This window comes from bacterium, from assembly GCA_036382775.1.
Taxonomy (GTDB): domain Bacteria; phylum Hydrothermota; class Tepidihabitantia; order SM23-42; family JAOAFX01; genus DASVHD01.
The window spans coordinates 25909-51457 of the sequence record DASVHD010000050.1; the positions used below are offsets into that span (position 1 = coordinate 25909).

A 25549-nucleotide genomic window follows, 5' to 3' on the forward strand; every position below is an offset into this window, starting at 1 on the left:
TACTTAAGTATATTAACAATTAGCAAGTTGTCAAGTACCTGTTTGACCCGGCTGTTTTTTATCAAGGGTAGAACATTCTTGTTTCTGATCCCCTTGATTTTAGACTGCTTTTAAGTATTATCATTCATGATCGGCCATTTAATAAGATATACCCTGGTACCTGTTTTGCTGCTGGTGATAGCCTGTGTCCAGTATGTCCGTTACACGCCCGACCCGGTGAAAGACATTGGCCAGTGGGTGGCAAATTTCAAACAGCAGCAGTCATTTGAGTATGAATACCGCATGAAAACGAATACCATGTTCATTCAGGCAGGCGGGTCCTGCGTGGCCGGCCGCGCCGAACGCAACAAAGTCCAATGGACATCGCAAGGTTCTCCGGCATTGACATATGAATACGTCGGGTTGGGCGATATTGAATACCAAAAAAAGGACGGAAAGTGGGAACAATCAGCCCGCGGCGAGGAATCCAACATGTTCGCGCAGGTAACACGGATGCTGGATTTCGATAAATTTGAGTTCATAAACGACAGCCAGCCTGGCGTATATGCCTATCGATTTAAAGCGAATGTTCCGTTCCTGGCGCCAGACAAATGGAAACAGATGGTCGGGACCCTTTTGATCTCCAGAAAGACCTGCCTTCCGGTGTTCGTATGGGCCGGATTGCCTGATTCCTCGGTATACTGGCAGGTTTCCATTACCCGGTATAACAAGGTAAAGGATATCAATTCGCCCGTTAAAACATGGGTAGACTATGTCTTACGCAGCCGCGACAGCCTGATCGACGCTAAACAATTGAATGGATATCTGAAAAAAAGGCTGGCTTCGCTGGGCATATCATACAAACTCAACCGGAAAGATTCTCTGTTTGTACTCACGACCCAGGCACAATATAATCAAGGGGACGTCGATGACATGTTAGGCACGATGGCACCAGTGTCGATCTACGGGCTCGCCGAAACCCAAAATAACGCCAAGAAGGTCAGCCGATTGGCTGGAACTGACCAGCCGGTATATCTGGACGGTTTGATCGCAGACCAGTCCGGCATAAAATCGGCGCTGGTCCAGTTTGACAATATTTCACGCCCATACCTTTTGATCACGCTCAAGGACAAACGGGATATCCCGCCTCGCGTATGCCTGGAAATAAACAACTCCATCGTCAGTATCATCACCATTGACAAACCAGGGAAATTGAGTAAACTTTATTTCTATATTACCATCATGGGATATTTTCAACTTAATATTCTTAAATCATCACTTAACCAGGGATTGCCATTGATCGAGGTGAAGGACGTACCCAAGGGGATTGATTGATCGGCATAACCCTTTTTATCTATACGATAATCCTGCTGGTCCTTTTTGTCTATTCCCTGCATTCTTACATCCTTATTTTTTACTACCTTAAGTTCAAGATCCTGACAAAATGGTTTGAAAAACACTTCCCCAAGCGCTTAACGCCAGCATTCTATCCTGTGGTCACGGTCCAGCTCCCTATTTATAATGAAAAATACGTGGTCCACCGGCTGGTGGACAGCGTCATGCGCCTCGATTATCCAAAAGACAAGCTGGAAGTGCAGATTCTTGACGACTCTGACGATGAAACATCGCTGATCGCCGCCAATCTCGCCAATACTTACATCGCCAAAGGTTATGACATAAAACACATCCAGCGCGGCACGCGTCATGAGTTCAAGGCAGGAGCGCTGCATTATGGCGTAAAGAGAGCGCGCGGCGACTTTCTCGCGGTCTTTGACGCCGATTTTGTCCCGCCGGTCGGATTTTTGAAAACCCTTATCGGCGAGTTCGAGAACGACGACGTCGCGGCGGTCCAGGCGCGGTGGGGCCATCTTAATCCAAACGAGTCATCGCTTACAAGGAGCCAGGCGATCAGCCTCGACAACCATTTCGTGGTCGAGCAGGAAGTCAAATCGCGGGCGAACTTTTATATTAATTTCAACGGCACCTGCGGGATCTGGCGAAAAGCGGCGATCATGGACGCGGGTGGCTGGCAGGGCGACACGCTTGCCGAAGACCTTGACCTGTCATATCGGGTTCAACTCAACGGCTGGCGGATCGTTTATCGAGGCGACTGCGTGGTTCCGGGAGAACTGCCGGACAGCGCCGACAGCTACCGGATCCAGCAGAACCGCTGGGCAAAAGGAACGATCCAGGTTGCGGGTAAACTATTGAGCACGATCATGAGATCGAACCTGCGACCGGTCGCGAAGTATGAGGCTTTTGTTCACCTTACCTGCCACGTCAACTTCATCGCCATGGTCTTCATCGCCTTGTTGTCGCTCCCGCTCGTATATTTCAAGGTCGAGGAGATGGTACCGGACTCCTATTTTATCCTTGCCTCATTCTTCACGATCGGCATTTTCGGTTACCCATTCCTGTATGCCCTGTCGCAGCGCGAATCATATAAGGGTTACATGAAAAAACTGCCCTACATCGCCAGCGTCATCGCCTACAGCATGGGGCTCTCGCTATCCAACGCCAAAGCTTTATGCGAGGCGCTGTTCAAGAAAAGGAACAGTTTCACCCGCACGCCCAAGAGCGGCGGTTCCAGGCAGAATTACCGCCAGGACACGAAATTCATCATCCCGTTAATGGAGATATTGTTCGGGCTTTACATGTTCATCAGCCTGATCTATGTCACGGTGAACTTTCAACTCATCCTCATTCCTTTTTTGATGTTCTATAGTTTTGGTTTTCTCAGTCTGGGTCTTTCATCGTTTAAACAGGTCAACGTCCCGGTCAAACCCCAGGAGGCATTATGCTCAAGAGAGAACTCCTAGATATCCTGGTGTGCCCGAAATGCAAGGGTGAACTGGATTACCGTAAGGACCCGGAAGAACTTGTATGTCATGCCTGCCTGCTCGCTTACCCGGTAAAAGATGACATACCGATCATGCTTATCGATGAAGCGCGGGCTACAACCAAGACAGAGAAAAATAAAAAATAATAGCTGGGGGGTGTCCCTATGCGGTTTTTAACCCTGATCACAATTCCTTTTTTATGCACGGCGGCCGTCATCCAAACATTTTCTGAAAACGGCCTGGAAATAACCATTAGACCGGACCTGCTCACAAAGGACGAATACCGGTTCGACGAAGCCGTCTGGCTCAGCGATTTTGGCGAGCCGGACTTGCCTTCCGTGATTCTAACGGTCGGTATTCCCCAGGGTGCGACAGCCGATGTCCGGGTCCTGGAGAATCAGCAGTCGGTCATGGAGAACGTCATTGTCGAACCGGCGCGCCCGCTTGCCGTCTATGAAGAACCGGCGCCTAAAACGATCAGCGTGCTGGGGCCGGTGTACCGCCGGAACGAAATATTCCCGAAAGAGGCAGTCAGCGTTTCCGCGCCATCGTACTACCGCGATCTTAACACCATCACCATCACGGTCCATCCGGTGCGTTGCAATCCCATTAAAAAGCAGGTCTCGGTATCGAACAAGATACGCCTGTCCATTTCTTTCAAAGGAAAACCAGTGATCAGGGCCGTTCCCCCAGATCTTTTTGCGCCCGTTTACCGCACAACCGTCATCAACTATGACCAATGTAAGTCGTGGCGGCGTGAACAGGAAAGGAATGGCGCGAACCCGTTCTCAGGCCATACCTGGTTCAAGATCGAGGTCACTGAAGAAGGTTTGTACAAAATTGGATATGATGAGCTCAGAAAAGCCGGGCTTGATCCCAGGCAGTTTGATCCGAACACCATGAAGATCTACACCATTACCTATGATGATCTACCGGGGAACGTCCACCAGCCGTTCGCTGATTCGCTGGTCTCGGTCCCGGTATTTTTGTCAGGCGCCGATGATGGCATGTTCGACAAGGACGACTATCTGCTTTTTTATGGACTACCGGCAAGTCATTATACCACGGATTCAGCCCTGGCATGGCTGGAAAACGGTTTTACATATGCGAACGTTTACTGGTTCACGTTCGGCGGTGAAGCGGGCAAACGCATGGCCGTGACCGATGCGACCTGGGATGGCTCGGCGCCGGATTCCACGGCTAATGAGATCGTGCACCTTGAACAGGACGTCGGCAATATCCCGCGTTCCGGCACCAACTGGTACTGGAAAGATATATCACCCGGTAGCGGACCAACCGGCGGCGCTGAGTTCAATATCCAGCATCCGCATGCGTCGGGCGCGGTGCGAGTGACCGCCGCTATCTTCCCCCTTTCATCGCCGGGTCCTTTCGGGTACGAAATGCTGCTCAATGACGAAACCATTTGCTATGATACCATCGCGGTTATAGGCCACGATCGGTGGCCGCCTACTTACATCAGCGGGTACGGTTCGATCGATGGCGATTCGTCGCTTTTCGCTTTCAATATAATAAGGCTGTCCGGGAACACATCTAATTACAGCGTGCTTTTCAACAGCCTGGACATCCAATACCGGCGGGTAGCGTACCTGGATTCCCCGTTCCATTCATGGCTGGCAGCGCCGGGCGCGTACACCATGAAATGCCTGGATGCTGATCCCAGGCCGTTCGTCCTGGACATCACCGATCCATTCGTACCGAAAATAGATTCGGCAACGGTTCAGGGCAGCACATTATTGCTGTCTGGAACAGCGGATTCATTCCAGCTGCTGTATTTTTCCAAACTCTCCCTGACCAAACCGGCCGTTCTCATCGCGGCTGAACCGGGCCGGCTCAGAGAACCGGACGCGGGCGCCGAATATCTGATAATCACCCACCGCAAGTTCTACAACGCATTGATGCCCCTGGTGGAATACCATCGGCGCAAATATTCGACCAAGATCGTCATGGTGGATGATATCTATAACGATTTCAATTACGGAAAATTCGATCCTTTTGCCATCAAGCATTTCCTCCACTACACCACGGACAACTGGACACAGTATCCGACCTACGTCCTGCTGGTCGGGGATGCGACCTACGACTACAAGAACAACCTGCAAAAGGAAAATCCACCCAATTACGTGCCGATGATCGACACGGGGACCATACTCGTGGGCAACCCCGGCATGCCGCCGAATTTTATCTACGAAGGTGAATTTGTCAATTTCGAAGGCTTTGAAGACATGATCCTCGGCCGGATCACGGTCCGGACGACCAAGGAAGTAAGGGATTTCACCGACAAAATGATCAGCTACGAGTCCAAAGACATCGACGGCATCTGGAACAAGCGGGTCCTGTGCGCCGGTGACGATGAATGGGCCACTAACTATGGGTGGGAAGGACCCATGCACTGCCAGTGCTGCGAATCCATGTTCGTCCCGGTAGCCGAATCCATTTACAACCACGTCAAGGTTTACATGGTCAGCTATAAGCCGTTTAACTATGATGCGAATACGACAAAACCGAACGCGCAGGGTGATTTCATCAAGGAGATCAACCGGGGCGCGTTGCTTGGCGCGTACATCGGGCACGGCAACACGCATCAGCTCTCCCACCAGATCATTTTTTACCAGCAGACCGATATCCCCAAGATCAACAACGGGCGCCGCAACGGGTTGTATTATTTCGGCTCCTGCACGGTCGGTCGTTTTGACGATTCAAATTACGAGTGCATCGGCGAGGAATTCGTCCGGATACCTGACGGCGCGATCGGCACGATCGCCGCTTCCTGCGGCACCAGCAATTACGGCAACCAGGCGATCGGCATCCGCCTGTTCCAAATGGTCACCGATCCGGATACGAACTGGACCATGGGTCAGTATTTTATCGATGCGAAACGGTTCGGCGACCGTCACTACCTGCTTATCGGCGATCCCGCGACCGAACTGCGCAAGGTACAGCGCCGCATGAACCTGACCGCGACCCCGGACTCGGTGCGGCCCATGGAACTGTTGAAAGTTACGACCGGCGAACCGGCTTACTATATCTCGGCGTTCGTGCGGAACGGCGACACGATCCCGTATTTTGACGAGACGACCATAAACCGGATCGCCGGGTATGTGTACCGCCTGGTCCAGAGCAGCCCCAGTACATTTGTCCCGTTTGGCTACTATATCGACGGCAAGGAATTTTACAAGGGCTTCTGGAACACCGATACCGCGCGGTTCCCTGCACCGCGGATCGTAACAAATGATCTCCCGGTTATCAAGCTGAGCACCTATAAAAATTTCCTGAGCGGTCATCGGGACTCGCTGCCGGTCTACGGCAGCGCCCTGCCTTCGACCGACCAGACCGGTCCGGCCGTCACGCTCTATGACGGCGGTCGCAGGTTGAACGACGGCGACTGGGTTGACTCGGCATTCGTTCTGACCGGCACGGTCAGCGATGAAAGCGGTATCAATCTCTTGAATTCAAAGGAGGACGCCCGCGGTTTCTACCTTTACATCAACCAGGATGTCGAGGAGAAGATCGATCTGCGGAATTTCTTCCTTTACGACCAGAATTCCTACACCGAAGGCAAGTTCAGCACCAGCATCCTCCTCCCTGAATCGGTCGACACCATAACCGTCAACGTAAATGATAACAATTTCAACCAAACGACTTTGAAGGTGATCCTTAATACCGAGCAGTTCGGCGGGATATCATTAGAGGACCTTCTCGTGTACCCGAACCCGGTCTTGGACCGTAAGGGTTTATGGTTCACGTTCCGGCTCACCGCATCCGGCACCGTGAAGCTCCGAATCTTCAGCATCGCGGGGCGGCTGATAAAGGTCATTGATCCGCAACCCCGTGGCGCCGGGTATAATCAGATCTTCTGGGATGGTCTGGATGAATACGGTGAGGAATTGAGCAACGGGGTTTACCTCGTGCAAGTAGCGGCTGAAGCGGAAGGACATCAGGACGAAGTGACGGAAAAATTCATCATCGCGAGGTGATCGGCCGTATGGATCCAAGCGGGTAACCCGGGGACGAAAAATGACAGGGAGCATACTTTCCAGCATCGACACAAAATCACAGATCGCAAAGGTCACACTGTATGGCGTTTTCGACCAGCAGGGCGTAGCCGCGCAGATCTTCAGTTCCCTGGGTCAGCAGGGGTTCAACGTTGAAGCCATCACGACCACGCAGCGGGGCCGGAAACGCGCCGATATCTCGTTCGCGGTCCCAGAACAGGATATCCCCCGTTTAACAAGGCTGATCCATTCGATGAAAGTACGTTTTGGCGCGAGAAAGGTGAGCATTGACCGAAACCGCGCGCTCCTCATCCTTTACGGCGCGAAAGGGTTTGCCGCCCCGGGCGCAGCGGGACAGATCTTTGCCAAGTTTTCCGAACTTGGCATAAACATTGAGATGATCAGCTCGTCATTATCCATCCTGGCGCTGGTCATCCCACGCGAAAAGGCCGGCGCTATCACTGAAGTGCTGAAGCAGGAATTCGTCGCCGGTTCTGGAGCTTAGTACCTGCCTATGGCTGCAAAGCCGCTGGCGGCTTCAAGGCCCGAGTATTCTCCTCGATCGATAGGAAAACATAGATCATATCAGACCATGCCAGTAAAGCGATAAAATAAAAGGCACCCAGAATAAGCACGGTAAAGGCCATGACCACGCCACCCATGGCTCCATACGCGCCGTAGCTGCCGCCGTACGGACCCGCGAATCTCGGCAGGGCGGCTCCGGCCACCAGGCATACGAGGAACAGGATCACGGCCAACGCGGCATCGATCCAAGCCAGGACCTTCAAGACTACCGCAATGATCCTTAAAGCGGTGAACTTTTTTTCCATATAAGCCCCCTTTGTTGTATGATTTTTTTCTTTTCTAATTACTGATCACTGGTTACTAATTACTGATTTCTAGTCACTGTTTTCAAATTACCAGTTACCAATAACCAATTACTATTTCTTTTGCTCCGCGTGATGCTTGATGACCCGCGCCTGCGCAATGTAGATCGTGTCCTCGCAGATATTGGTGGAAAGGTCGGCGATCCGTTCCAGGTTCCTCGCCACAGAGATGTACTGCAGGGCGGCGCCGATCTTATCCGGCTGCTCGAGCATATGAGTGAGCATGATCCTGGTTATGTCATTTCGCATCTCATCAACGACGCTGTCCCGTTCACACACTTTCTGCGCCTGCGTTGCGTTATTGCTCATGAAACTATCGACGCTGTCCTTAAGCATTTCGCTGACGATCGTAACCATGGTCCAGATCGTGCTGACGGGCTTGATCCGGGGCGCCTCGGCGAGAAAGTGCACGCAATCGGCGATATTGACGGCATGATCACCCATCCGCTCCAGATCGCTGTTCATCTTTATGACCCCGATCAGGAATCTAAGGTCAGCACCCACGGGCTGATGGCGCGCGATGAGCTCAACGCATCTTTCCTCAATGGCGATCTCCAGCTTATCGATCTCTTTGTCGATCTCGCGGATGTGCTGCGCGTTCTTTATATCTCGCTTTTTCAGGGCTTCAAGTGACTTATGGATCGATTCCTCGACCATGGTCGCCATCTTGAAAATATCATTTTTCAATTCTCTGAGCTGTTCGTCAAAATGGATATCCATACGCCTCCTTCAAAAATCAACCAAACCTTCCGCTGATGTAGTTGAAAGTCCGTTCATCAGACGGATTGGTGAACATCTTGCTGGCCGAATCGAATTCGATCAATTCACCCAGCAGCATAAAACCCACTTCGTCCGCGATGCGGGCAGCCTGCTGCATGTTGTGCGTAACGATAATGATGGTATATTTCTTTTTGAGTTCGATCATCAATTCTTCGATCCTGGTGGTAGCGATCGGGTCAAGCGCGGAACAGGGTTCATCCATGAGCAGGATCTCCGGCTCGACCGCCAGTAAACGCGCGATGCACAACCGCTGCTGTTTTTCCAGGGAAAGTTCAAGGGCGCCTTTCTTTAATATACCCTTGACCTCTTCGAACAGATCGACCGCTCGGAGCGAACGCTCCACGATCTCATTGAGTGTCCGCCGGTCGGACATGGACCATACCCTCGGCCCGTAGGCGATATTGTCGAATATCGACAACGGGAACGTGTTGGGCCGCTGGAAGACCATGCCCACCTTTTTCCTGAGCATGGTCAGGTCACAGAGCGGCGAGAATATGTTCTCCCCGTCAACGATGACACTGCCGGTCACGTTAACGCCCTCGATCGAATCGTTCATCCGGTTAAATACCCTCAGCAACGTCGATTTGCCGCACCCTGACGGACCGATGATGCCCGTGATCAGGTTCTCCCTGACCTTGAGGTTGACATTGATCAGGGCATGAAATTTTTTGTAAAAGAGATTGAGACCACTGGTCTTGATGATCATCCGAACCTGCCGCTGATGTAATCATTGGTGCGCTTGTCACGTGGGCTGGTGAATATCTTCTCGGTCCGGTCCATTTCTATCAGCTCCCCGGACAGGAAGAATGCTACCCGCGTGCTGACCCTCGCCGCCTGCTTGGTGTTATTGGTCACCAGGATGAACGAATACTTGCTCTTCAATGATTCCATGGTGCTTTCAACTTTGGTGGTGGATATCGGGTCAAGTCCCGAGCATGGTTCATCCATCATGATGACCTCCGGCCTCAGGGCTAGCGTGCGGGCGATGCACAGCCGCTGCTGCTGGCCACCGGACAGCGTGGACGCGGAATCAAACAACCGGTCTTTGACCTCGTCCCACAGATTGGCAGCGGTCAGCGACTCCTGCACGATATTATCCAGCTCGCGCCGGCTGTGCCGGTTGTGCAACTTTGGGCCGTAAGTAAGGTTTTTGTATATGGAACCCGGCAGAACAATGGGGGACGCGAATATCAGGCCGATCCTTCGCCTCAGATCATTGATGGAAATGGCGTCTATATCAGTACCATCGAGCAAGATACTGCCATCATACCGTGCATTGTCCGTTTCAGGCAAACGGTTGATGGCCCGGAGCAGGGAACTCTTACCTGAATTGGCGGGTCCAATGACCCCCAGTATTTCGTTTGAGTGGATGACGAGGTTGACATCCCGCAATGCCTGGATCTCATTGTAGTAGACGCACAGATCCTTTATAACGATCTTGTGATCCATTTGTTGCATTGCCGATTTTCTCCCTGATATTCGGACATCCTGTTATCCACTTCCTGATTTTCTGTTATCCTGATATCCAGCCGTATTTCTTTTCATCTCTTCATCCATTCACCTTTTCATCCCTTCTTTTTTATCATATCCCCACTGCCCCGCATCCCCCGTATCTTCATAACATCTTAACCTCATAACCTCAAATCACCGTCTTTTTCATTTAATAGTACCGTGCCATGTACCGGTGCATCAACCGGTAAGCGATGAAATTGATGCAGAGGATAAGGATGATCAGAACCGTGGCGGTTCCGTAAGCCTTGGGCATCGAGATTCCTTCACGCGCAAGAATATAAAAATGTACGGCAAGGGTGCGCGAAGAAGCGAAGACAGACGCCGGGATGTTCAACGACGCGCCTGCGGTAAAGATCACGGCCGCGGTCTCTCCCACGGCGCGTCCGATACCGAGCACGATCCCGGTCAGGATCCCGGGAATCGCAGTGGGCAGAACGACCTTCGCGATCGTGTCGAACTTACCGCCGCCCAGCGAATAGCTGATCTCGCGGTAGGACCTGGGAACGGCTTTGATCGCTTCTTCCGATGTCCGTATGATCGTGGGCAATATCATAAGCGCCAATGTCAACGAGCCGGAAAGGATGCTCCATCCAAGTTTCAGAGTAATGACGAAAAAGATAAAACCGAATAATCCGAAAATTATTGAAGGCACGCCTGCCAGGCAGTCAGCGCCAAAGCTGATAATACGCCTGAGCGATCCGGCCTTTGTATATTCCGACAGGTATATTGCGCTACCCACACCCAGCGGTGTTGCGATAAGGATGGAAAAAAACGCGATCAACAAAGTACCGACAATCGACGGTAAGATCCCGCCTTCTTTACCCATTTCAAAGGTTTTTTCAGTCAGAAATCTCCAGTTCAGTTGAGCAAAACCGTTTTTCAGGACAAACCCGATAATAAATACCAAGATCAGCACCGTTAACACGGTCATGGTCAATAATACAGCATAGGCAATGATCTGACTGGTTCTCGGTCCGATCCTGAATACCATGTCCGTCTATGTCCGTTTTGTAATCCGAATGGCAACGATGTTCAAAATTATTATTATCAGAAAGAGAACTGAACCGCAGGCAAAAAGCGCCGCCCGGTGGTCTCCGGTCGAATAGCTGAGTTCCAGCGCGATCGTTGATGTAATGGTCCGTACCGAGTCAATAATGGAATGTGGAATGCGGAGGGCGTTTCCTGCGATCATAATGACGGCCATGGTCTCTCCGATCGCCCTGCCCATGCCCAATATGATCCCCGCGATGATCCCGGAACGCGATGCGGGAAGCACGACCATTAATATCGTTTGCCAGCGTGTCGCGCCCAGCGCAAGCGAACCATCCCGATAAGTCGATGGTACGGCTTTGATGGAATCAAAGGATATACTGACGATCGTTGGCAGGATCATAATACCCAAAACAAGGCTTGCTCCGAGAACCGAAAATCCCGAACCTCCGAAAAGGGTGCGAATTACCGGGACCAGAACAACCACGCCGATAAATCCGTAGACCACCGAAGGGATACCCGCAAGCAGCTCGATTATCGGTTTAAGGATATTCTGCACGGGTTTGGACGAGAATTCCGCAAGAAAAATGGCGCAGGATAAACCCAAGGGTATTCCCACAACCAGGGCTCCGGCCGTAACGATCAAAGACCCAATGATCATTGACAGAATACCGAATTGCCCTTGGGTCGGTGCCCAGTGCGTGGAGAAAAAATTACCCAGACCAACCTTGAATACAAGCGGCACGCCCTGCTGGAAAATGAAGAAGGATATCAAAAAAAGCGACAGGACAGCTGAAAATGCAATTACCACCAGAATCCGCTGCGCGATTCTATCCTTCATTTTCCTTCGCATTTCATATCATCGATCGGGATCAGACCGACCGATTTGAGCGTTTTCTGGGCTTCGGCAGAGAGAATGAAATCAATGAATTCCCTTGTCAAGCCTGACGGCTCTCCCTTGGTCAACAACAGGAACGGCCGGATGAGTTCATAGTCACCGCAAGCGATGTTTTCAAAACTGGGATATATGCCGTCGATGCTTAAAGCCTTGATGCGGTCATCAACCAGACCGGCCGATATGTAACCTATGCCCTGCGGGGTCAGGGCGATAATCTCACGCACCGCGCCGTTCGAATCCTGCACCAGGCATGCATCGCTGATCGCTTCCTTGCGCATTATCATTTCCTCAAAAGCGCCTCTTGTTCCCGAACCCTCTTCACGTGTGACCATGATGATCTCCATATTTTCTCCACCAAGATCTTGCCAGTTTGTTATTCTACCAGTGAAGATGTCCCGGATCTGCGCCAGCGTGAGATTTCTTACCGGATTTACCCGATGCACTATCAGCGATATGCCGTCATAGCACATGGGGTATGCATTTAAACCCTTCTCGCTTGCCTTCAGATTCCTAGACGATGTCCCGATCATGCATGTCTTATTGACCACAGCCTGGATTCCGGCTGTGGATCCGCCGCCCTGTACATTAATGGTTATTCCCGGGTGCTGAGCAATATAAATATCGGCGAGTTTTTCCAGAAAAGGCTGGACCGACGTTGAGCCGGCGATGACGATGCCCTGGTCTTTTGGTATGCAGGCAACCGAAAGCATTATAAGAACAAGCGCCAGGTTCTGGGTACGCACACACCATTATATCCAAAATCTGGATATCGTCAACTGCCGGAGGAACTTGGCGAAAATTGAAGTGGCCGAGTGCCTTTACGACTGATCAGTCCAGCTTATAACCCTTATCCTGTATCAGCCTCACGCAGGCGTCGACGACGATGGGATCGAATTTGATGCCCCGGTTCTGAACGATCTCGTCAAGCGCACTGTTAATTCCCAGCGCGGGACGGTAAGGGCGGTGCGATGACATCGCCTCGATGATATCGGCGACGCACAGGATACGGGCTTCCAGCAGGATCTGATCACCTTTAAGGCTTAAAGGATATCCCGATCCATCGAGTTTCTCGTGATGCTGCAGCACGATGGTCGCGACCGGCCACGGGAATTCTATGCTGGCAAGGATATCATAACCGGCTTTGGGATGGGTCTTGATAATGCCGAATTCAGCGGTGCTTAGCTTTGTGGGTTTGCTCAGGATCTCGGACGGAACGTAGATCTTGCCGATATCATGCAGGATCGCGGCCACGCGCATCCCGGATACCTGGTTATCGGTCAATCTCATCTCCAGCGCGATAGCACAGGCAAGCTGGGTCACCCGCTGCTGGTGCGTGGACGTGTACGGGTCGCGCTTGCTCAGCGTCACGGACAGTGCCTGGATCGTCTGTTCCATGGTGCGATGCAGTTTTTCGTAGCTCTCCTTGAGCTCGGTCTCGGCGCGTTGCCGTCCCGTGACATCCTCGGCGATCGCCAGGATGCCGTCTTGGGTACGGTAGATCCATGTATGCACCAGTTTGTCTCCTATGCTGCCCTCAACCTCTTCGGCCTTACCGGTTTCCAGGACCCTGAGGTACGCCTGATATAACAGTGTCTTGTTGAACGCCGGGAATAGATCGATCAAGTTCTTGCCTTCCAGTTCGCTGATGGATCTGCCGACAAAGCTCCCGTATGCTTCGTTGCAGTAAAATACGGTCATATCACTTTTCAGCGCCACCACGGGCAGCTGGATGCTTTTCAACAGAACCCGGTTCTTGGCTTCGCTTTTTTTCAGTTCGTCCTCGGCATGCTTGCGCTCGGTAATATCGCGTACATACTCGATTACGCCCTTGGTCATGCCCGACGTCATGTCCACAAGGGGGAACGAATAGAGCTCAAGCCAGCCGATGATCTCGCCGCAGGCGCCGCGCTTAGCAACGATATCGAACGCCGCCCGGTTATTCTTCATGGCGCGGACCGTCGGACATACCCGGCAGGTTTGGTTGCGGCCGTGGTATGCCGCGTAGCACTTTTTACCGACCAGGGGAACGGCGTGCTTGTACCATTGCTCCATGGTCGTATTGACCCTCATGATATTAAGATCCTTGTCAAGAATGCTGATCCCGTCCTGGACGCTCGCGAATATCTCGGAGAGAAACCTTTCTTCCTCGGTCAGCTGCTTTTGCGTCTGCTCACACGCGGCGACCTTTTCTTGCATGAGCGCCAACTTACGGCGAAGAGACTCGATTTCACTCGCTGCTGGTTCGTTGGGAATTTCTGACATGGTCATTGTCCTTATTGCCTTACGCCAGCTTATTAAGGAATCCGGTAGCGCGCGCGATCGACTCGAACCGGTCAAGGCAGAAGTCGAGATCGGCCTTGGCGTGCTCGACCGAAATTGACAGCCGGACGCGTTCCCTGAGCTGTTCCGTTATGATCCCTTCGTCAAACAGCCGCTTGGACAATTCCGCCGCTTCATCATTGTTGTTCATTGAGACCACGATGACAGGAGTTTCGCTTTTGGTCTTAAAGCCAATTTGTTTCAGACGGTTAATGAAATATCGGCTGTTGTTCCAAAGTTTCTGAAATACCGCCTTGTTGGTCTTCTCGTTGCGGATGAGGTCCAGGGCGGTCACGTTAACCGCCAGCAGGAACGATGGCAGCGTTTCGGAAAAAGGAGCGATATTGTCCTCGATCTGGTTCAATAGATATTTTTTGGCTGCGATATAACACCCAAACCCGCCCAGGAACTTCTTGAAGCTGCCGATCTCGAAATTGATTTCGTCGTAAAGGTTAAAGAGATCGATAAACCCCCGGCCATCGCGCCCCAGCAGGCCGAACGAATTCAGTTCGTTCGCGATGACAATGGATTCCTGTTCCCGCGCCGCCTTTATCAGATCGGCCACGGGCGCGATGCTGCCGATCCATTCGTACAGGCCGTCAATGACGACGACCCGGTTGCTGTGCGCGCTCAATACCTTGCGCAGATGGTCTATATCCTGGTGTGAATACAATTCGCAGTTACGGTGCTGCAGCACTGACAGGATGCCGGCTGATGTTTCATGATCGGCGAAATAAGTCACTTTGTCACCGAACAGCGAACAGATGGCGAAGATCGCGGTTATTTCATCCGGGAACAACATCAGGGAATCGGTCTTTTTGAAATCGGTCATGCGTTTTTTGATCTCGTTGATGATCTCGGTCTCGCCATCAGCTGGTGCCAATCCCCGTTCTTCGATCGTGAGCTTCGCGGTCTCCTTCAAATGCTCGTTGTTATACAAATGCCGGCAATTGAACGTCGCGAAATTGACGTACCGCCGGTTCTCATGGATGAACACGGGGTCGGCGGGCAGGATCCGGGGGACCTTCGCCTCATCGTTAAAAAGATGCACCTGATACGGCCTCATGCAGCATTCCTTCCGCAGCACTTTTTGTACTTTTTACCGCTGCCGCAGGGGCAGGGATCGTTGCGGCCGACCTTCTGCTGTGCCGCAAGCGGAGCGGTGGCAGTTACCGGCCCGGGCTGCTCCGCGGAGGTTCCGGGCTTCACGTCGGCGTTCGGTTTGTACTCACGGGTCTGCACCGGTTTCCGTTTCACCGGTCCCGGTTGGGCCCTAAAAATAAGACCCGTGATATCCCGCGCAACGTCACTTAAGAGATCATCGAACATCTTGAAGGACTCCTGCTTGTATTCGATCAGGGGATCTTTCTGGGCGTAAGCCCTCAGATTAATACCCTCGCGCAAAGCGTCCAGCGCGTACAGGTGTTCGCGCCACCGGTTATCGATCGTGCCCAGAAGCACGTACTTCATGAGATCGTTCAGCAATTCCGGCGGCAGCTCTTTTTCCCGCCAGCTGAACCGTTCCTTCGCCTTGTCCAGCAGGTAATCAAGCAGCTCTTCCTGCTTGATCCGCGATATCATTTCCGACGGGATCGGCACTTCGGTAAGGAACAGCATGTTGAATTCACCCTTGATCGCGTCCCATTCCCATTCTTCCGGATTCACCTTGGGGTCGGAATATTTAAGGAGGCTGCTTTCGATGGCGTCCTCAAAATGTTTGAACACCATATCCTTCAAGCCCTCGCCTCGGAGGATCGTGTCCCGCAGCTTGTAGGCGACCTCGCGTTGTTTGTTCATGACGTCATCGTACTCAAGCAGGTGCTTGCGGATCTCAAAATGGTTCTCTTCAACCCTTTTCTGCGCGTTGGCAATGGCGCGGGTCACCAGCGGATGGGTCAGCGGTTTCTGGTCGCCGCCGCCGAACCGGTCCATGATGTCGGCAACCCGGTCAGAACCGAAGATTCTCATCAGGTCATCTTCCAGGGATAGGAAAAATTTTGACGAACCCGGGTCGCCCTGCCGTCCGCTCCGGCCGCGCAGCTGGTTGTCGATCCGGCGGGCTTCGTGGCGCTCGGTGCCGATGATGTACAACCCGCATGGGAGTTCCTCAAGGCACACCTTCTCCTTCACCGGGTCGACGTTCGCGGCCTCTCCTTTGACCACGCATTTGCTCGGGCACTGAACGACGCCCGGCCCCAGCTTGATATCGGTGCCGCGACCCGCCATGTTCGTGGCGATCGTGACCGCCCCGGCCTGACCGGCCTGGGCGACGATCACGGCCTCCCGCTGGTGGTGCTTCGCGTTGAGCACTTCATGGGGCACGCCGCGGCGCTGGAGCAGGCGGGAAAGAACCTCGGATACGTCGACGCTCGTCGTGCCGACCAGGACCGGCCGCTTCCTCTCGTACCACTTGGCGATCTCGTCGATGATCGCATTGTATTTCTCGCGCTTGGAGCGGTACACGATGTCCTCATAGTCGATCCGGCGCACCGCTGCCTTGGTCGGGATCTCGGCTACGTCCAGTTTATAAATTGTAAAGAATTCGTTGGCTTCGGTCGCCGCCGTACCGGTCATACCGGCGAGCTTTGAGTACATCCGGAAATAGTTCTGGATCGTGATCGTCGCGAGCGTCTGCGTCTCTTCCTGCACCCGCACATGTTCCTTGGCCTCAAGGGCCTGGTGCAGGCCGTCCGAGAACCTCCGGCCCGGCATGAGCCGGCCCGTGAACTCGTCAACGATCAGCACCTTGCCTTCCTGCACGACATACTCGACGTCCTTCTCGAACAGTGAATAAGCCTTGAGCAGGGCGCGCAGGCTGGCGAGGATCTCACTCTTGTTACCATAGTCCTGGTATGCTTTTTCCTTGGCCGCTATTATTTCCTTGGGCGTCAGTTTATCGTCACGGTCAACGGCGCCGATCATCATGCTCAAATCCGGAAGCACGAACTTCTCGGGATCATTCGGCGAGAGGGACTGCAGACCCTTTTCGGTCAGGTCGATCACGTTGGATTTCTCTTCGATGACAAAAAAGAGCTCGTCGTCGATCTTGTGGTAACTCTTTTCCCTCAGCAGGGACAGCTCGGCTTCCTCGATGAGACGCTTTATACCGGTCTCCTGCTCCAGTTTGAGGAGCTGCTTGTTCTTAGGCGAACCGCGCCGCGCCTGGAGAAGCTTTAAGCCCGCCTCCTGCTCTTTATTTTCGGCCAGGAGTTTTTTCGCCTCCTCGACGACCCGGTTCACGAACACGGTCTGCGCCGAGTTCAGCCGCTGCACGATGGCATTGAGGTCGTCAAAACCCTTAGTCTCGTGCTCCACCGGACCGGAAATGATCAGCGGCGTCCGGGCTTCATCGATCAGGATGCTGTCCACCTCGTCCACGATCGCGTAATTATGGCCGCGCTGCACCTTGTCCTCGAGCCGCCAGACCATGTTATCCCGGAGATAATCGAAGCCGAACTCGTTATTGGTGCCGTAACTAATATCGCAATTATAGACCGCCTTGCGCGCGACATTGTCCATGCCCTGCTGAAGCACGCCGATCGTCAGACCCAGGGACTCGTACACGGGCCCCATCCACTCACGGTCGCGGCGCGCGAGGTAGTCGTTCACCGTGATCAGGTGGGCACCCTTGCCCGATAACCCGTTCAGGCACATCGGCATCGTAGCGACTAGGGTCTTACCCTCACCGGTCTTCATTTCAGCGATCTTCCCCTCCTGCAGCACGATCCCGCCGATAAGCTGCACGTCAAAAGGCACCATGTTCCATTCCGTCTCGATATCGACCACGGTCCACTTTTTCCCGACGAGCTGCCGGCAGCATTCCTTGACCAGGGCGAACGCCTCGGGCAGGACAGCCTCAAGAGTTTCGCCCTGGCTGATCCTTTTCTTGAGATCTTCTGATGTTTTTAGGAGGTCAATGCCTTTGAATTTTTCAAAATATTCGTTAATTTCATCGACAATCGGCCACAGCCGCTTTAATTCGCGCTCGGTCTGCGTGCCGAATATCTTGCCTAAAACCTTTTGCAGCATGATCTTTCGCCAATATTATATAGAATAAAATAAGCGTGTCAATGTACGCGTTGACGGAGGTCAAAATGGTTGGTTTCAAGGGAGAAAACTTTTCGGAAAGATTGCCGTGTTATCAGTATTACTTCAGCAATAATACCTTATCGATGCACGTTCTGTCTGGAGTTTCAAGCCGGCAGAAATAGACACCGCCGGACATAGGCTGCCGGGTAACATAAAAAGAGCTGTAAAGCCTGCCCGTTTTATGAACCAGACTGCCTGAAAGATCGTAGATCGAGATTATAGTACCGTGTTCAACCCCTTCAAACGTGATTTTATCCTTACATATACGAATACCGGCATTATTTGCTTTCTCTGGACCGCTGACTTTTTCTTCTTCTATCTTCCCCTGGTATACTTCGTAACACCCGATATCATATTCCGGTCCCTGTGGCCTGGAAATACCTTCGAGATCAAAAAGAACTAGCGGAAAAACTGCCGATGTGCCGGCATCCATTGCCTGGCAGAATGTTCGCAAATGGTAATCCCCTGCCGCGTAGTTCACAAATATACTGTCGAGCGGGTCGGCGAGCATTGAATGCAGGTCATAACCCAATGCCTGCCACTCTGCCAGCGTGATAACGGTATTGCCCCAGTCCGTGCTGAAGCGGTCGATCACGACATTATAGTCGCTACAAAATCCGGGCATGGAGGACGAATCAATCGAAATGCTGCCGCGCCAGTCATGAAGGTTTATCAGGATATTATTGTAAAGAGTATCGCCGTATGATCCGCTGTTGATATTAACACACCAGCGCGCGTTCGACGCGTTCAGAATCGTATTGTTGTAGACTTTATTGCGATACGAACCGGCAGAACCATCGATCATGTATAGACTTATCCCCGATGCATGGTTTGAGTACAGAAGATTGTTATAGATCCTCGACTCGGCAACGCCGTCGCAGTTTATGCCCGACCCGCCGGCCGCTCCATTTTCATAGATGATATTGCATTCCACGGTTGCATCGGTTATCAAGCCATCGCCGCCCATTGATGCATCTCCGTTCATGTGTATGCCGTTGGCGTTATTGTGATGCGAAACATTATGGCTGATAACCGGATGGTCTGCGCTGTTCGAGAAATAAATCCCATGTTCCTGCTGCGAATAACAGCATTCGTTGTTTTCGATCACCGCATAGTCGGCAAATCCCGTGAATATTCCCCACCGGCCATTGGTTGAGCAGTAGTTATTTCGCACGGTCACGTGCTGTGATACCGCGACGCGTATTCCCGCCCTGGTTATGCCGATGACTTCAAAACCGTCAATGACCACCCAGTCCGCGTTCTCTATGTTGATGCCATCAGGCGTGACCGGGTTTTGGTTAACAATTTGAACCGATGAACCATTAGCCTTAAAAACAATAGGTGCTAACTGCGTGCCGCCTGATCTTAGATCAAAACCCGTATAATCACCGTTTGCCGTAAAAACCGAATCGCCCTGGTTGACTATATCTGCTGCATGCTGCAGCGTGGCGAACGCCGAATCCCATGAAAGGCCGCTCCAGCTGTCATTACCCCATGTCGCCACGTAATAATTCGTAGCCGTCGACATAAAGCACATGCCAAAAATAAAGTAGGCTATGATGATTTTCAAAAATATTTTTACCATTCAAGCCTCCTGTTTTTATTTACTTTTCTTCAATCATTTAAAAACAGCTCCGTCGGCGCCAGCATGCCTTTCCCCTCCGCTTCCCTGATGAGCGCCAGCGCATGCTTTCTCAAAGCTGCGTGCTCTGATGACACGTATGGTTTCACCGCGCTTGCCAACTGCTTTTTCACGTCCGCGGTCTTATCCCTTGCTTCGAGTTTTTGATAGGACATGACCAGGGTTTTTATCAAAAGCGCGCGATACGGATCAGTTTTCGCCCGGCCCAGTTCCTGCAATAATTGCCTTACCGACGCCATGCCCATCTGGGACAGGCCGGCACCGGCCGCGATCCTTACCAGTAATGAACGGTCGGACAACTGATGAATCAGAGTTGGTATGGCCAGCGTATCCTTGATATCTGCAAGCGCGACCGCCACGCGCAGCCGCGTGCGTTCGAAACGGTGATCCTGAAATTTAATGATATAGGGAACAGCTTTGCGGTCCTTGATCCAACCCAGGGATTGAACGAGCGGACCTACTAAAGTATCGTTATCGGCATCTTCCAGCATCTTGGTCAACGAGTCGCATGCTTCCTTGATCTCAAGTTTTCCAAGGAAATAGATCGAGTTGCGCATGACCGTGTCATTTTCGGCTTTAAGGCCTTTGTACAGATAAACCGTGGCCGTATCCTTGAACTCCTTGAAAATATTTTCGATCGCCTCAAAGACCAGTCCGTCAGAGGTAGCGAACTCATAATTGAAAATGTGAGCTACTGCCCTGGAACCATAAAGCTGTTTGAGCATGCGGCGGCCAGTGCGCACCTTGCCGATATCGGCACACACCTGCCATAATGATGCATAGTGGAACAACTGCGCCATCTTCGCTGAATCGGTCTTCATCGTATCCATTTCAGGAAAAATTGCGGTCGTGTCTTCCCATTCCTCGATTTTAGGTTCCACCGCGTCCAGGTCCATGCCCAGGGCTGTCTCTCCGTATGTCCAGACGTGATCGTTCGCTCCTTTGTTCTTTTCCGCGTACCGGTCATCGCCCTGCAAATCGACGAAAAGACCCATGCTGCCCGTGCCTCGGGCCCAGTTGACCCCGCCCTGGCTCATTGATTCGCGCGAGCCGTAGTCGTCATTGCCGCGCGTGTCCACGAAGATACCCATGCCATTGCTCAAACCTATCCCCTGGCCTCCCGAGGCGTAATAAACATCGTTCCCGTCCTTGTCCAGGAGCCAACCAATGCCAAGGTCATGCCCTTCGCCCTGCGAAGGTCCGAACCTTGAGAAATAATGATCATCGCCTTCAAGGTCGAGCAAACCGCCCACGGAAAAATGGATCCCGGCGCCCTGCGAGTACTGGGCCGCACAATATAAATCATTGCCCTGCTCGTCAAGCAGCATGCCCAACGCGAACCAATACGATGACGCCTGGGCATAGACTTCAGCGATGTATTTATCATTGCCGCTGCGATCATACAAAAAACCGATCCCGCCCGATGCGACATCACGCCAGCCAAACCCGAAACCATGCGAGAACGAGCGGTATTGATCGGGATCAAGGGGCATGTGCAGGTAAACACCGCCCGTGTAATATGTATCATCACCGCTGTCGTCGGCAATAAGACCGTATCCCCGGGGACCGCCCACGCCCTGGGCCCAGGTGAATGCCTGAAAGCGATCGTCGCCATTGCGTTCGATCATGAACCCCGAACCAAAGTTGCCCGCGCCCTGCGTGAAGTAACCGGCGCGATAATCATCATCGCCGCTTTCATCAACCAGCATACCGCAGCCGTACAGTCCGGCTCCATGGGAAATATGGAACGCCGTGTAGGTGTCATTTCCTTCGAGGTCCCAAACCATTCCTGCGCCGAACAACCCTGCGCCCTGATTTACCAGTTTCTTGTTGTTCCGGTACATGTCGTCACCGGCAAGATCCAGAACAAAACTCACCGGATATCCGTAATCACCGACCGCGCCGCCGACCCTGCCTTCATACACGTCATTACCGCCCAGATCAATGATGACGGTAAAGTCATCGCGGTAGACATTATCCTCGGGGCCGCCGATGACGGCGCGGCCGCCACCAGGCAGTTCAAAGGTGCTGATGATGCCGCCTTCCACGCCCTCGATATTTATTCTCATGGGGCCGATATTTTTCTTTAATTCCTTAACCAGCGGGAGCAGTGCCTGCACACCCCGGGCCAGCATGGCGCCGGCGCCGTTGATCTCCGTTATGTCGATCTTCTTTGAAAGGCGCAGAACCTCCACCAGCTCGAGTGTAAAACCGGTATCGCGCTTTACGCCGAACTCGGACTGGACCGCGCCAGCATATCCGCGTACCTCAGAATCGGCCTCGTCGGCCCACAGCGTGGGTGCGGTGTAGATCAAGCTGTCGCGTTCAGCCGCGGTCAATCGCGCGAATGCCTTATCCAGCCGTATTTTGGTCTCCTGGCATGTCCCCGCCACGAGTTCTTCGATATCTTTTCCTTTGGGTCGGGTTACGCTGAACTGTTTGCCGGTCATTTGCAGGCAGGCAAATCCAAAATAGTATTCCATTTGTTTCATGCCCTTCAATGCCCGGCCCGACGCCAGGACATAATCAGGTACTTGCAGCGGATGGTCCATCAGGTTGCTGACAACTTGCAGCCGGAAATCATCCTGTATCCATTGTTTATCATATTCAAGGTCAGACCGGCTCAGATTTAAAAGGCTGAGTCCTTCTACGACGTACTTATGTTCCACGCGCCACAGGCTGTCCGGCTCGGTTGAGATAAAAACACACAGGATCATGAAAATCATGGTTCCTCCTATTGGGATGTCATGGACCATAGCATATTCATATCCTCAGTGCTGTCAACGGCGGCAAAATACCTATTGCGGCAGCGTTATTGACAACTGCTGCAAAATCATAATAATAGCTTCGTGACGACCGGGAACCGTGCGCATGGCATTATTTTTGACCTGATCAGGTACGCGATCCATGACGGACCGGGCATCCGGACCACGGTTTTTTTCAAAGGATGCCCGTTGTCATGCAAGTGGTGCCAGAACCCTGAAAGTCTAAACCCCCGGCCCGAAAGGATCACTGATCTTTTCCGGCCCAAGTACACGCGCCTTTTCATGAGCAGTACGGCTAAGAAAAATGTGGTGGGCCATGATATAACCGTCAGCCGGCTCATGAACGAGATCATAAAGGACAAACCTTTTTTCGAGCGTTCAGGCGGCGGGGTCACGGTCTCCGGCGGCGAACCGCTGATGCAGCCGGTCTTTCTTGAAGCCCTGCTCAGGGCATGCCGGAAGGCCCGGATCCATACCGCGCTTGATACATCGGGGCACGCCCCGCGGCCGGTCCTCAATAAGATCTATCCCCTGGTCGATCTGTTTCTGTACGACTTAAAGCTCATGGATGAAAACGAACACCGGAAATACACCGGTGTTACCAATGATCAGATCCTGGAAAACCTGCGTTGGCTGATCCGGAATAAAGCCCGGGTCTGTATCCGGTTCCCGGTCATACCGGGCATCACTGATCGCAGTCGAAATCTCCGCGCGCTTGCGCGCTTTACCGCTTCGCTGCGGGGGATCGAGTCAGTCAGTGTTTTACCGTACAATTACCTGTGCCCGGACAAGTACCGCCGCATGCACAAAAAATTCCAGCTCGCCGGTCTGAAACCGCCGACCCCCAGACGGCTGCAATCGGTAAAAAAGGAACTGATATCGGGCGGGATCCCGGTGCGCATTGGCGGCTAGGACAGGACCATGGTCCGTTTGAGCAAAAGGATACGCGCCTTGCGCGAAAAAAGCGTCGGCGCCAGGCCTTCGGTCTCGCCGGAACGCGCGTTATTGATCACCCGCTTCTACGAAAGCGCCATGCCTGGCCGCGTATCGATCCCGGTCGCGCGCGCGCTTGCTTTCGCACATATCCTGCGCCGCAAAAAGATTTACATCGGGGACGGTGAGCTGATCATCGGCGAAAGGGGCCCTGAACCCAAGGCAACGCCCACCTATCCCGAGATCTGCGTCCACAGCCTCCAGGACCTCAGGATCATCAACGATCGTGAAAAAGTTTCTTTCCGCGTCGCGCCAAAAACCAGGGAGATCTATGAAAAGATGATCATACCTTTCTGGAAAGGGCGCTCGATCAGGGAGCGGATCTTTCGGGAGGTTGATGAACCCTGGAAACGAGCTTATCACGCCGGCGTCTTCACCGAATTTATGGAACAGCGCACGCCTGGTCACGCCGTGCTCGATAATAAAATATATTGCAACGGATTCAATGACTTAAAAATTCTGATACAACAGGCGATCGGCCGGCTCGATTTCAGACGCGACCCTGAGGCCGTAAGCAAAATGGAGGAACTTACGGCGATGGCGATCGCGGCTGACGCCCTGATACAGTTCGCGCAGCGCCACGCGCTCGCTGCCCGGCAGCTCGCCGAACGCGCACGAAACCCGGTGCGCCGGCGCGAGCTTGAGCGCTTGGCGGATATATGCCGGCGTGTGCCCGCGCACCCTCCCCGTACGTTCTGGGAAGCCCTGCAGTACTATTGGTTCGTGCACCTTGGCGTCGTGACCGAATTTAACACCTGGGATTCATTTAATCCAGGCCGCCTTGACCAGCACCTGTACCCGTTTTACAAACGGGACCTGGACCGCGGCGTCCTCACGCGGGAACAAACGCGGGAACTGCTCCAGGCATTCTGGATCAAATTCAACAACCAACCAGCGCCCCCGAAGGTCGGTGTGACCGCTCAGGAAAGCAACACCTACACGGATTTTTGCCTGATTAATCTCGGCGGTCTCAAGTCGGACGGCTCGGATGCCACCAACGAGCTTTCGTACATGATCCTTGACGTGATCGAGGACATGCGGATCCTCCAGCCTGGTTCCATGGTCCAGATCAGCCGCAGAAGCCCGGAAGAATTCCTGCGCCGGGCACTGAAGATCGTGCGGACCGGTTTTGGACAGCCTTCAATATTCAACACCGACATCATCATCAAGGAAATGCTCAGACAGGGGAAATCACTGATCGACGCCCGCAACGGCGGCGCGAGCGGTTGCGTCGAGACCGGCGCTTTCGGCAAGGAAAGCTATATCCTTTCCGGGTACTATAGCCTGCCCAAGATCCTTGAACTGACGTTGAACAATGGCCAGGATCCCCTGACCCGCCGCTATATCGGAAGGCGGACCGGCACGGCGGGGAAATTCAGGAATTATGGCCAGCTGTACGCCGCTTTTGAGCACCAGCTAAAGTATTTCATTGATATCAAGATCAAAGGCAACAAGACCATCGAGCGGATCTATGCCCGGCATATGCCGGCTGTATTCATGTCCCTGCTTATCGATGATTGTATCAAGAAAGGGAAAGATTACCACGGCGGTGGAGCCCGCTATAACACGACGTATATCCAGGGCGTAGGCATCGGGACCGTGACCGATTCGCTGACCGCTGTGAAATACAATGTTTTTGACCACAAGAATTTCACGATGCAGCGACTGGCAAAAGCCCTGCGGCAGGATTTCAAGGGATACGCGCCGGTCCTTGAGCTGGTTCGGGACCGTACACCTAAGTACGGCAATGATGACGACTACGCCGACCGCGTCATGCGGCGCATCTTTGAGAGCTTTTTCAAAGTTGTCGACGGACGGCCCAACACGAAGGGCGGTCATTTC

General features: G+C 52.8%; 19 protein-coding genes. 7 read left to right on the top strand and 12 right to left on the bottom strand.

The window, feature by feature from the left end; translation table 11 throughout:
- Positions 1 to 126: 126 nt before the first annotated feature.
- From VF399_13015 to VF399_13035, 5 genes are read left to right on the top strand one after another with little or no spacing between them, the layout of a single operon-like run.
- Positions 127 to 1314 (top strand): hypothetical protein, encoded by a 1188-nt coding sequence (locus VF399_13015; protein ID HEX7321263.1) that lies wholly within the window; start codon positions 127 to 129, stop codon positions 1312 to 1314.
- Positions 1311 to 2798 carry a glycosyltransferase gene (locus tag VF399_13020; protein ID HEX7321264.1) on the top strand — a complete coding sequence of 496 codons (1488 nt, stop codon included), beginning with the start codon at positions 1311 to 1313 and terminating at the stop codon, positions 2796 to 2798. The genes VF399_13015 and VF399_13020 overlap by 4 nt, the downstream gene beginning before the upstream one ends.
- Complete coding sequence (locus VF399_13025) at positions 2777 to 2965, top strand: Trm112 family protein (GenBank protein ID HEX7321265.1); 189 nt, start codon at positions 2777 to 2779, stop codon at positions 2963 to 2965. Before VF399_13020 ends, VF399_13025 begins: the two co-directional genes overlap by 22 nt.
- A gap of 18 nt (positions 2966 to 2983) precedes the next feature.
- Positions 2984 to 6814, top strand: coding sequence for a C25 family cysteine peptidase (locus tag VF399_13030; protein HEX7321266.1), 3831 nt, complete (start codon positions 2984 to 2986; stop codon positions 6812 to 6814).
- 40 nt (positions 6815 to 6854) lie between these two features.
- Positions 6855 to 7337 (top strand): hypothetical protein, encoded by a 483-nt coding sequence (locus VF399_13035; GenBank protein ID HEX7321267.1) that lies wholly within the window; start codon positions 6855 to 6857, stop codon positions 7335 to 7337.
- Between the two features lie 7 nt (positions 7338 to 7344).
- Here the strand turns inward: VF399_13035 and VF399_13040 are convergent, their stop codons facing one another.
- The 12 genes from VF399_13040 to VF399_13095 form a co-directional block, all read right to left on the bottom strand.
- Positions 7345 to 7662 (bottom strand): hypothetical protein, encoded by a 318-nt coding sequence (locus VF399_13040; GenBank protein HEX7321268.1) that lies wholly within the window; start codon positions 7660 to 7662, stop codon positions 7345 to 7347.
- A gap of 111 nt (positions 7663 to 7773) precedes the next feature.
- Positions 7774 to 8439 carry a phosphate signaling complex protein PhoU gene (phoU, locus tag VF399_13045; protein ID HEX7321269.1) on the bottom strand — a complete coding sequence of 222 codons (666 nt, stop codon included), beginning with the start codon at positions 8437 to 8439 and terminating at the stop codon, positions 7774 to 7776.
- Between the two features lie 16 nt (positions 8440 to 8455).
- Positions 8456 to 9205 (bottom strand): phosphate ABC transporter ATP-binding protein PstB, encoded by a 750-nt coding sequence (pstB, locus tag VF399_13050; protein ID HEX7321270.1) that lies wholly within the window; start codon positions 9203 to 9205, stop codon positions 8456 to 8458.
- Positions 9202 to 9948 (bottom strand): phosphate ABC transporter ATP-binding protein, encoded by a 747-nt coding sequence (locus VF399_13055; GenBank protein HEX7321271.1) that lies wholly within the window; start codon positions 9946 to 9948, stop codon positions 9202 to 9204. Before VF399_13055 ends, pstB begins: the two co-directional genes overlap by 4 nt.
- Before the next feature lie 211 nt (positions 9949 to 10159).
- Positions 10160 to 11002 carry a phosphate ABC transporter permease PstA gene (pstA, locus tag VF399_13060; protein HEX7321272.1) on the bottom strand — a complete coding sequence of 281 codons (843 nt, stop codon included), beginning with the start codon at positions 11000 to 11002 and terminating at the stop codon, positions 10160 to 10162.
- A gap of 6 nt (positions 11003 to 11008) precedes the next feature.
- The gene (pstC, locus tag VF399_13065) at positions 11009 to 11842 is read right to left on the bottom strand and encodes a phosphate ABC transporter permease subunit PstC (protein HEX7321273.1); all 834 of its coding nucleotides are present in this window, start codon (positions 11840 to 11842) and stop codon (positions 11009 to 11011) included.
- Positions 11839 to 12642 (bottom strand): phosphate ABC transporter substrate-binding protein, encoded by an 804-nt coding sequence (locus tag VF399_13070; protein HEX7321274.1) that lies wholly within the window; start codon positions 12640 to 12642, stop codon positions 11839 to 11841. Before VF399_13070 ends, pstC begins: the two co-directional genes overlap by 4 nt.
- 85 nt (positions 12643 to 12727) lie before the next feature.
- Positions 12728 to 14167 carry an HD domain-containing phosphohydrolase gene (locus tag VF399_13075; protein ID HEX7321275.1) on the bottom strand — a complete coding sequence of 480 codons (1440 nt, stop codon included), beginning with the start codon at positions 14165 to 14167 and terminating at the stop codon, positions 12728 to 12730.
- A gap of 13 nt (positions 14168 to 14180) precedes the next feature.
- On the bottom strand, positions 14181 to 15284 hold the full coding sequence (locus tag VF399_13080; GenBank protein HEX7321276.1) for an aminotransferase class I/II-fold pyridoxal phosphate-dependent enzyme: 1104 nt from the start codon (positions 15282 to 15284) through the stop codon (positions 14181 to 14183).
- On the bottom strand, positions 15281 to 18247 hold the full coding sequence (gene secA / locus VF399_13085; GenBank protein HEX7321277.1) for a preprotein translocase subunit SecA: 2967 nt from the start codon (positions 18245 to 18247) through the stop codon (positions 15281 to 15283). Before secA ends, VF399_13080 begins: the two co-directional genes overlap by 4 nt.
- A gap of 118 nt (positions 18248 to 18365) precedes the next feature.
- On the bottom strand, positions 18366 to 19892 hold the full coding sequence (locus tag VF399_13090; protein HEX7321278.1) for a right-handed parallel beta-helix repeat-containing protein: 1527 nt from the start codon (positions 19890 to 19892) through the stop codon (positions 18366 to 18368).
- Between the two features lie 29 nt (positions 19893 to 19921).
- The gene (locus VF399_13095; protein HEX7321279.1) at positions 19922 to 22675 is read right to left on the bottom strand and encodes a HEAT repeat domain-containing protein; all 2754 of its coding nucleotides are present in this window, start codon (positions 22673 to 22675) and stop codon (positions 19922 to 19924) included.
- A 123-nt stretch (positions 22676 to 22798) separates the two neighbouring features.
- Here VF399_13095 and VF399_13100 point away from each other — a divergent pair, with 123 nt between their 5' ends.
- Both VF399_13100 and VF399_13105 read left to right on the top strand, forming a co-directional pair.
- Positions 22799 to 23626: a glycyl-radical enzyme activating protein gene (locus tag VF399_13100; GenBank protein HEX7321280.1), complete on the top strand. Its 828-nt coding sequence runs from the start codon at positions 22799 to 22801 to the stop codon at positions 23624 to 23626.
- A 9-nt stretch (positions 23627 to 23635) separates the two neighbouring features.
- A partial coding sequence (locus VF399_13105; GenBank protein HEX7321281.1) for a pyruvate formate lyase family protein occupies positions 23636 to 25549 on the top strand: 1914 nt, incomplete at its 3' end.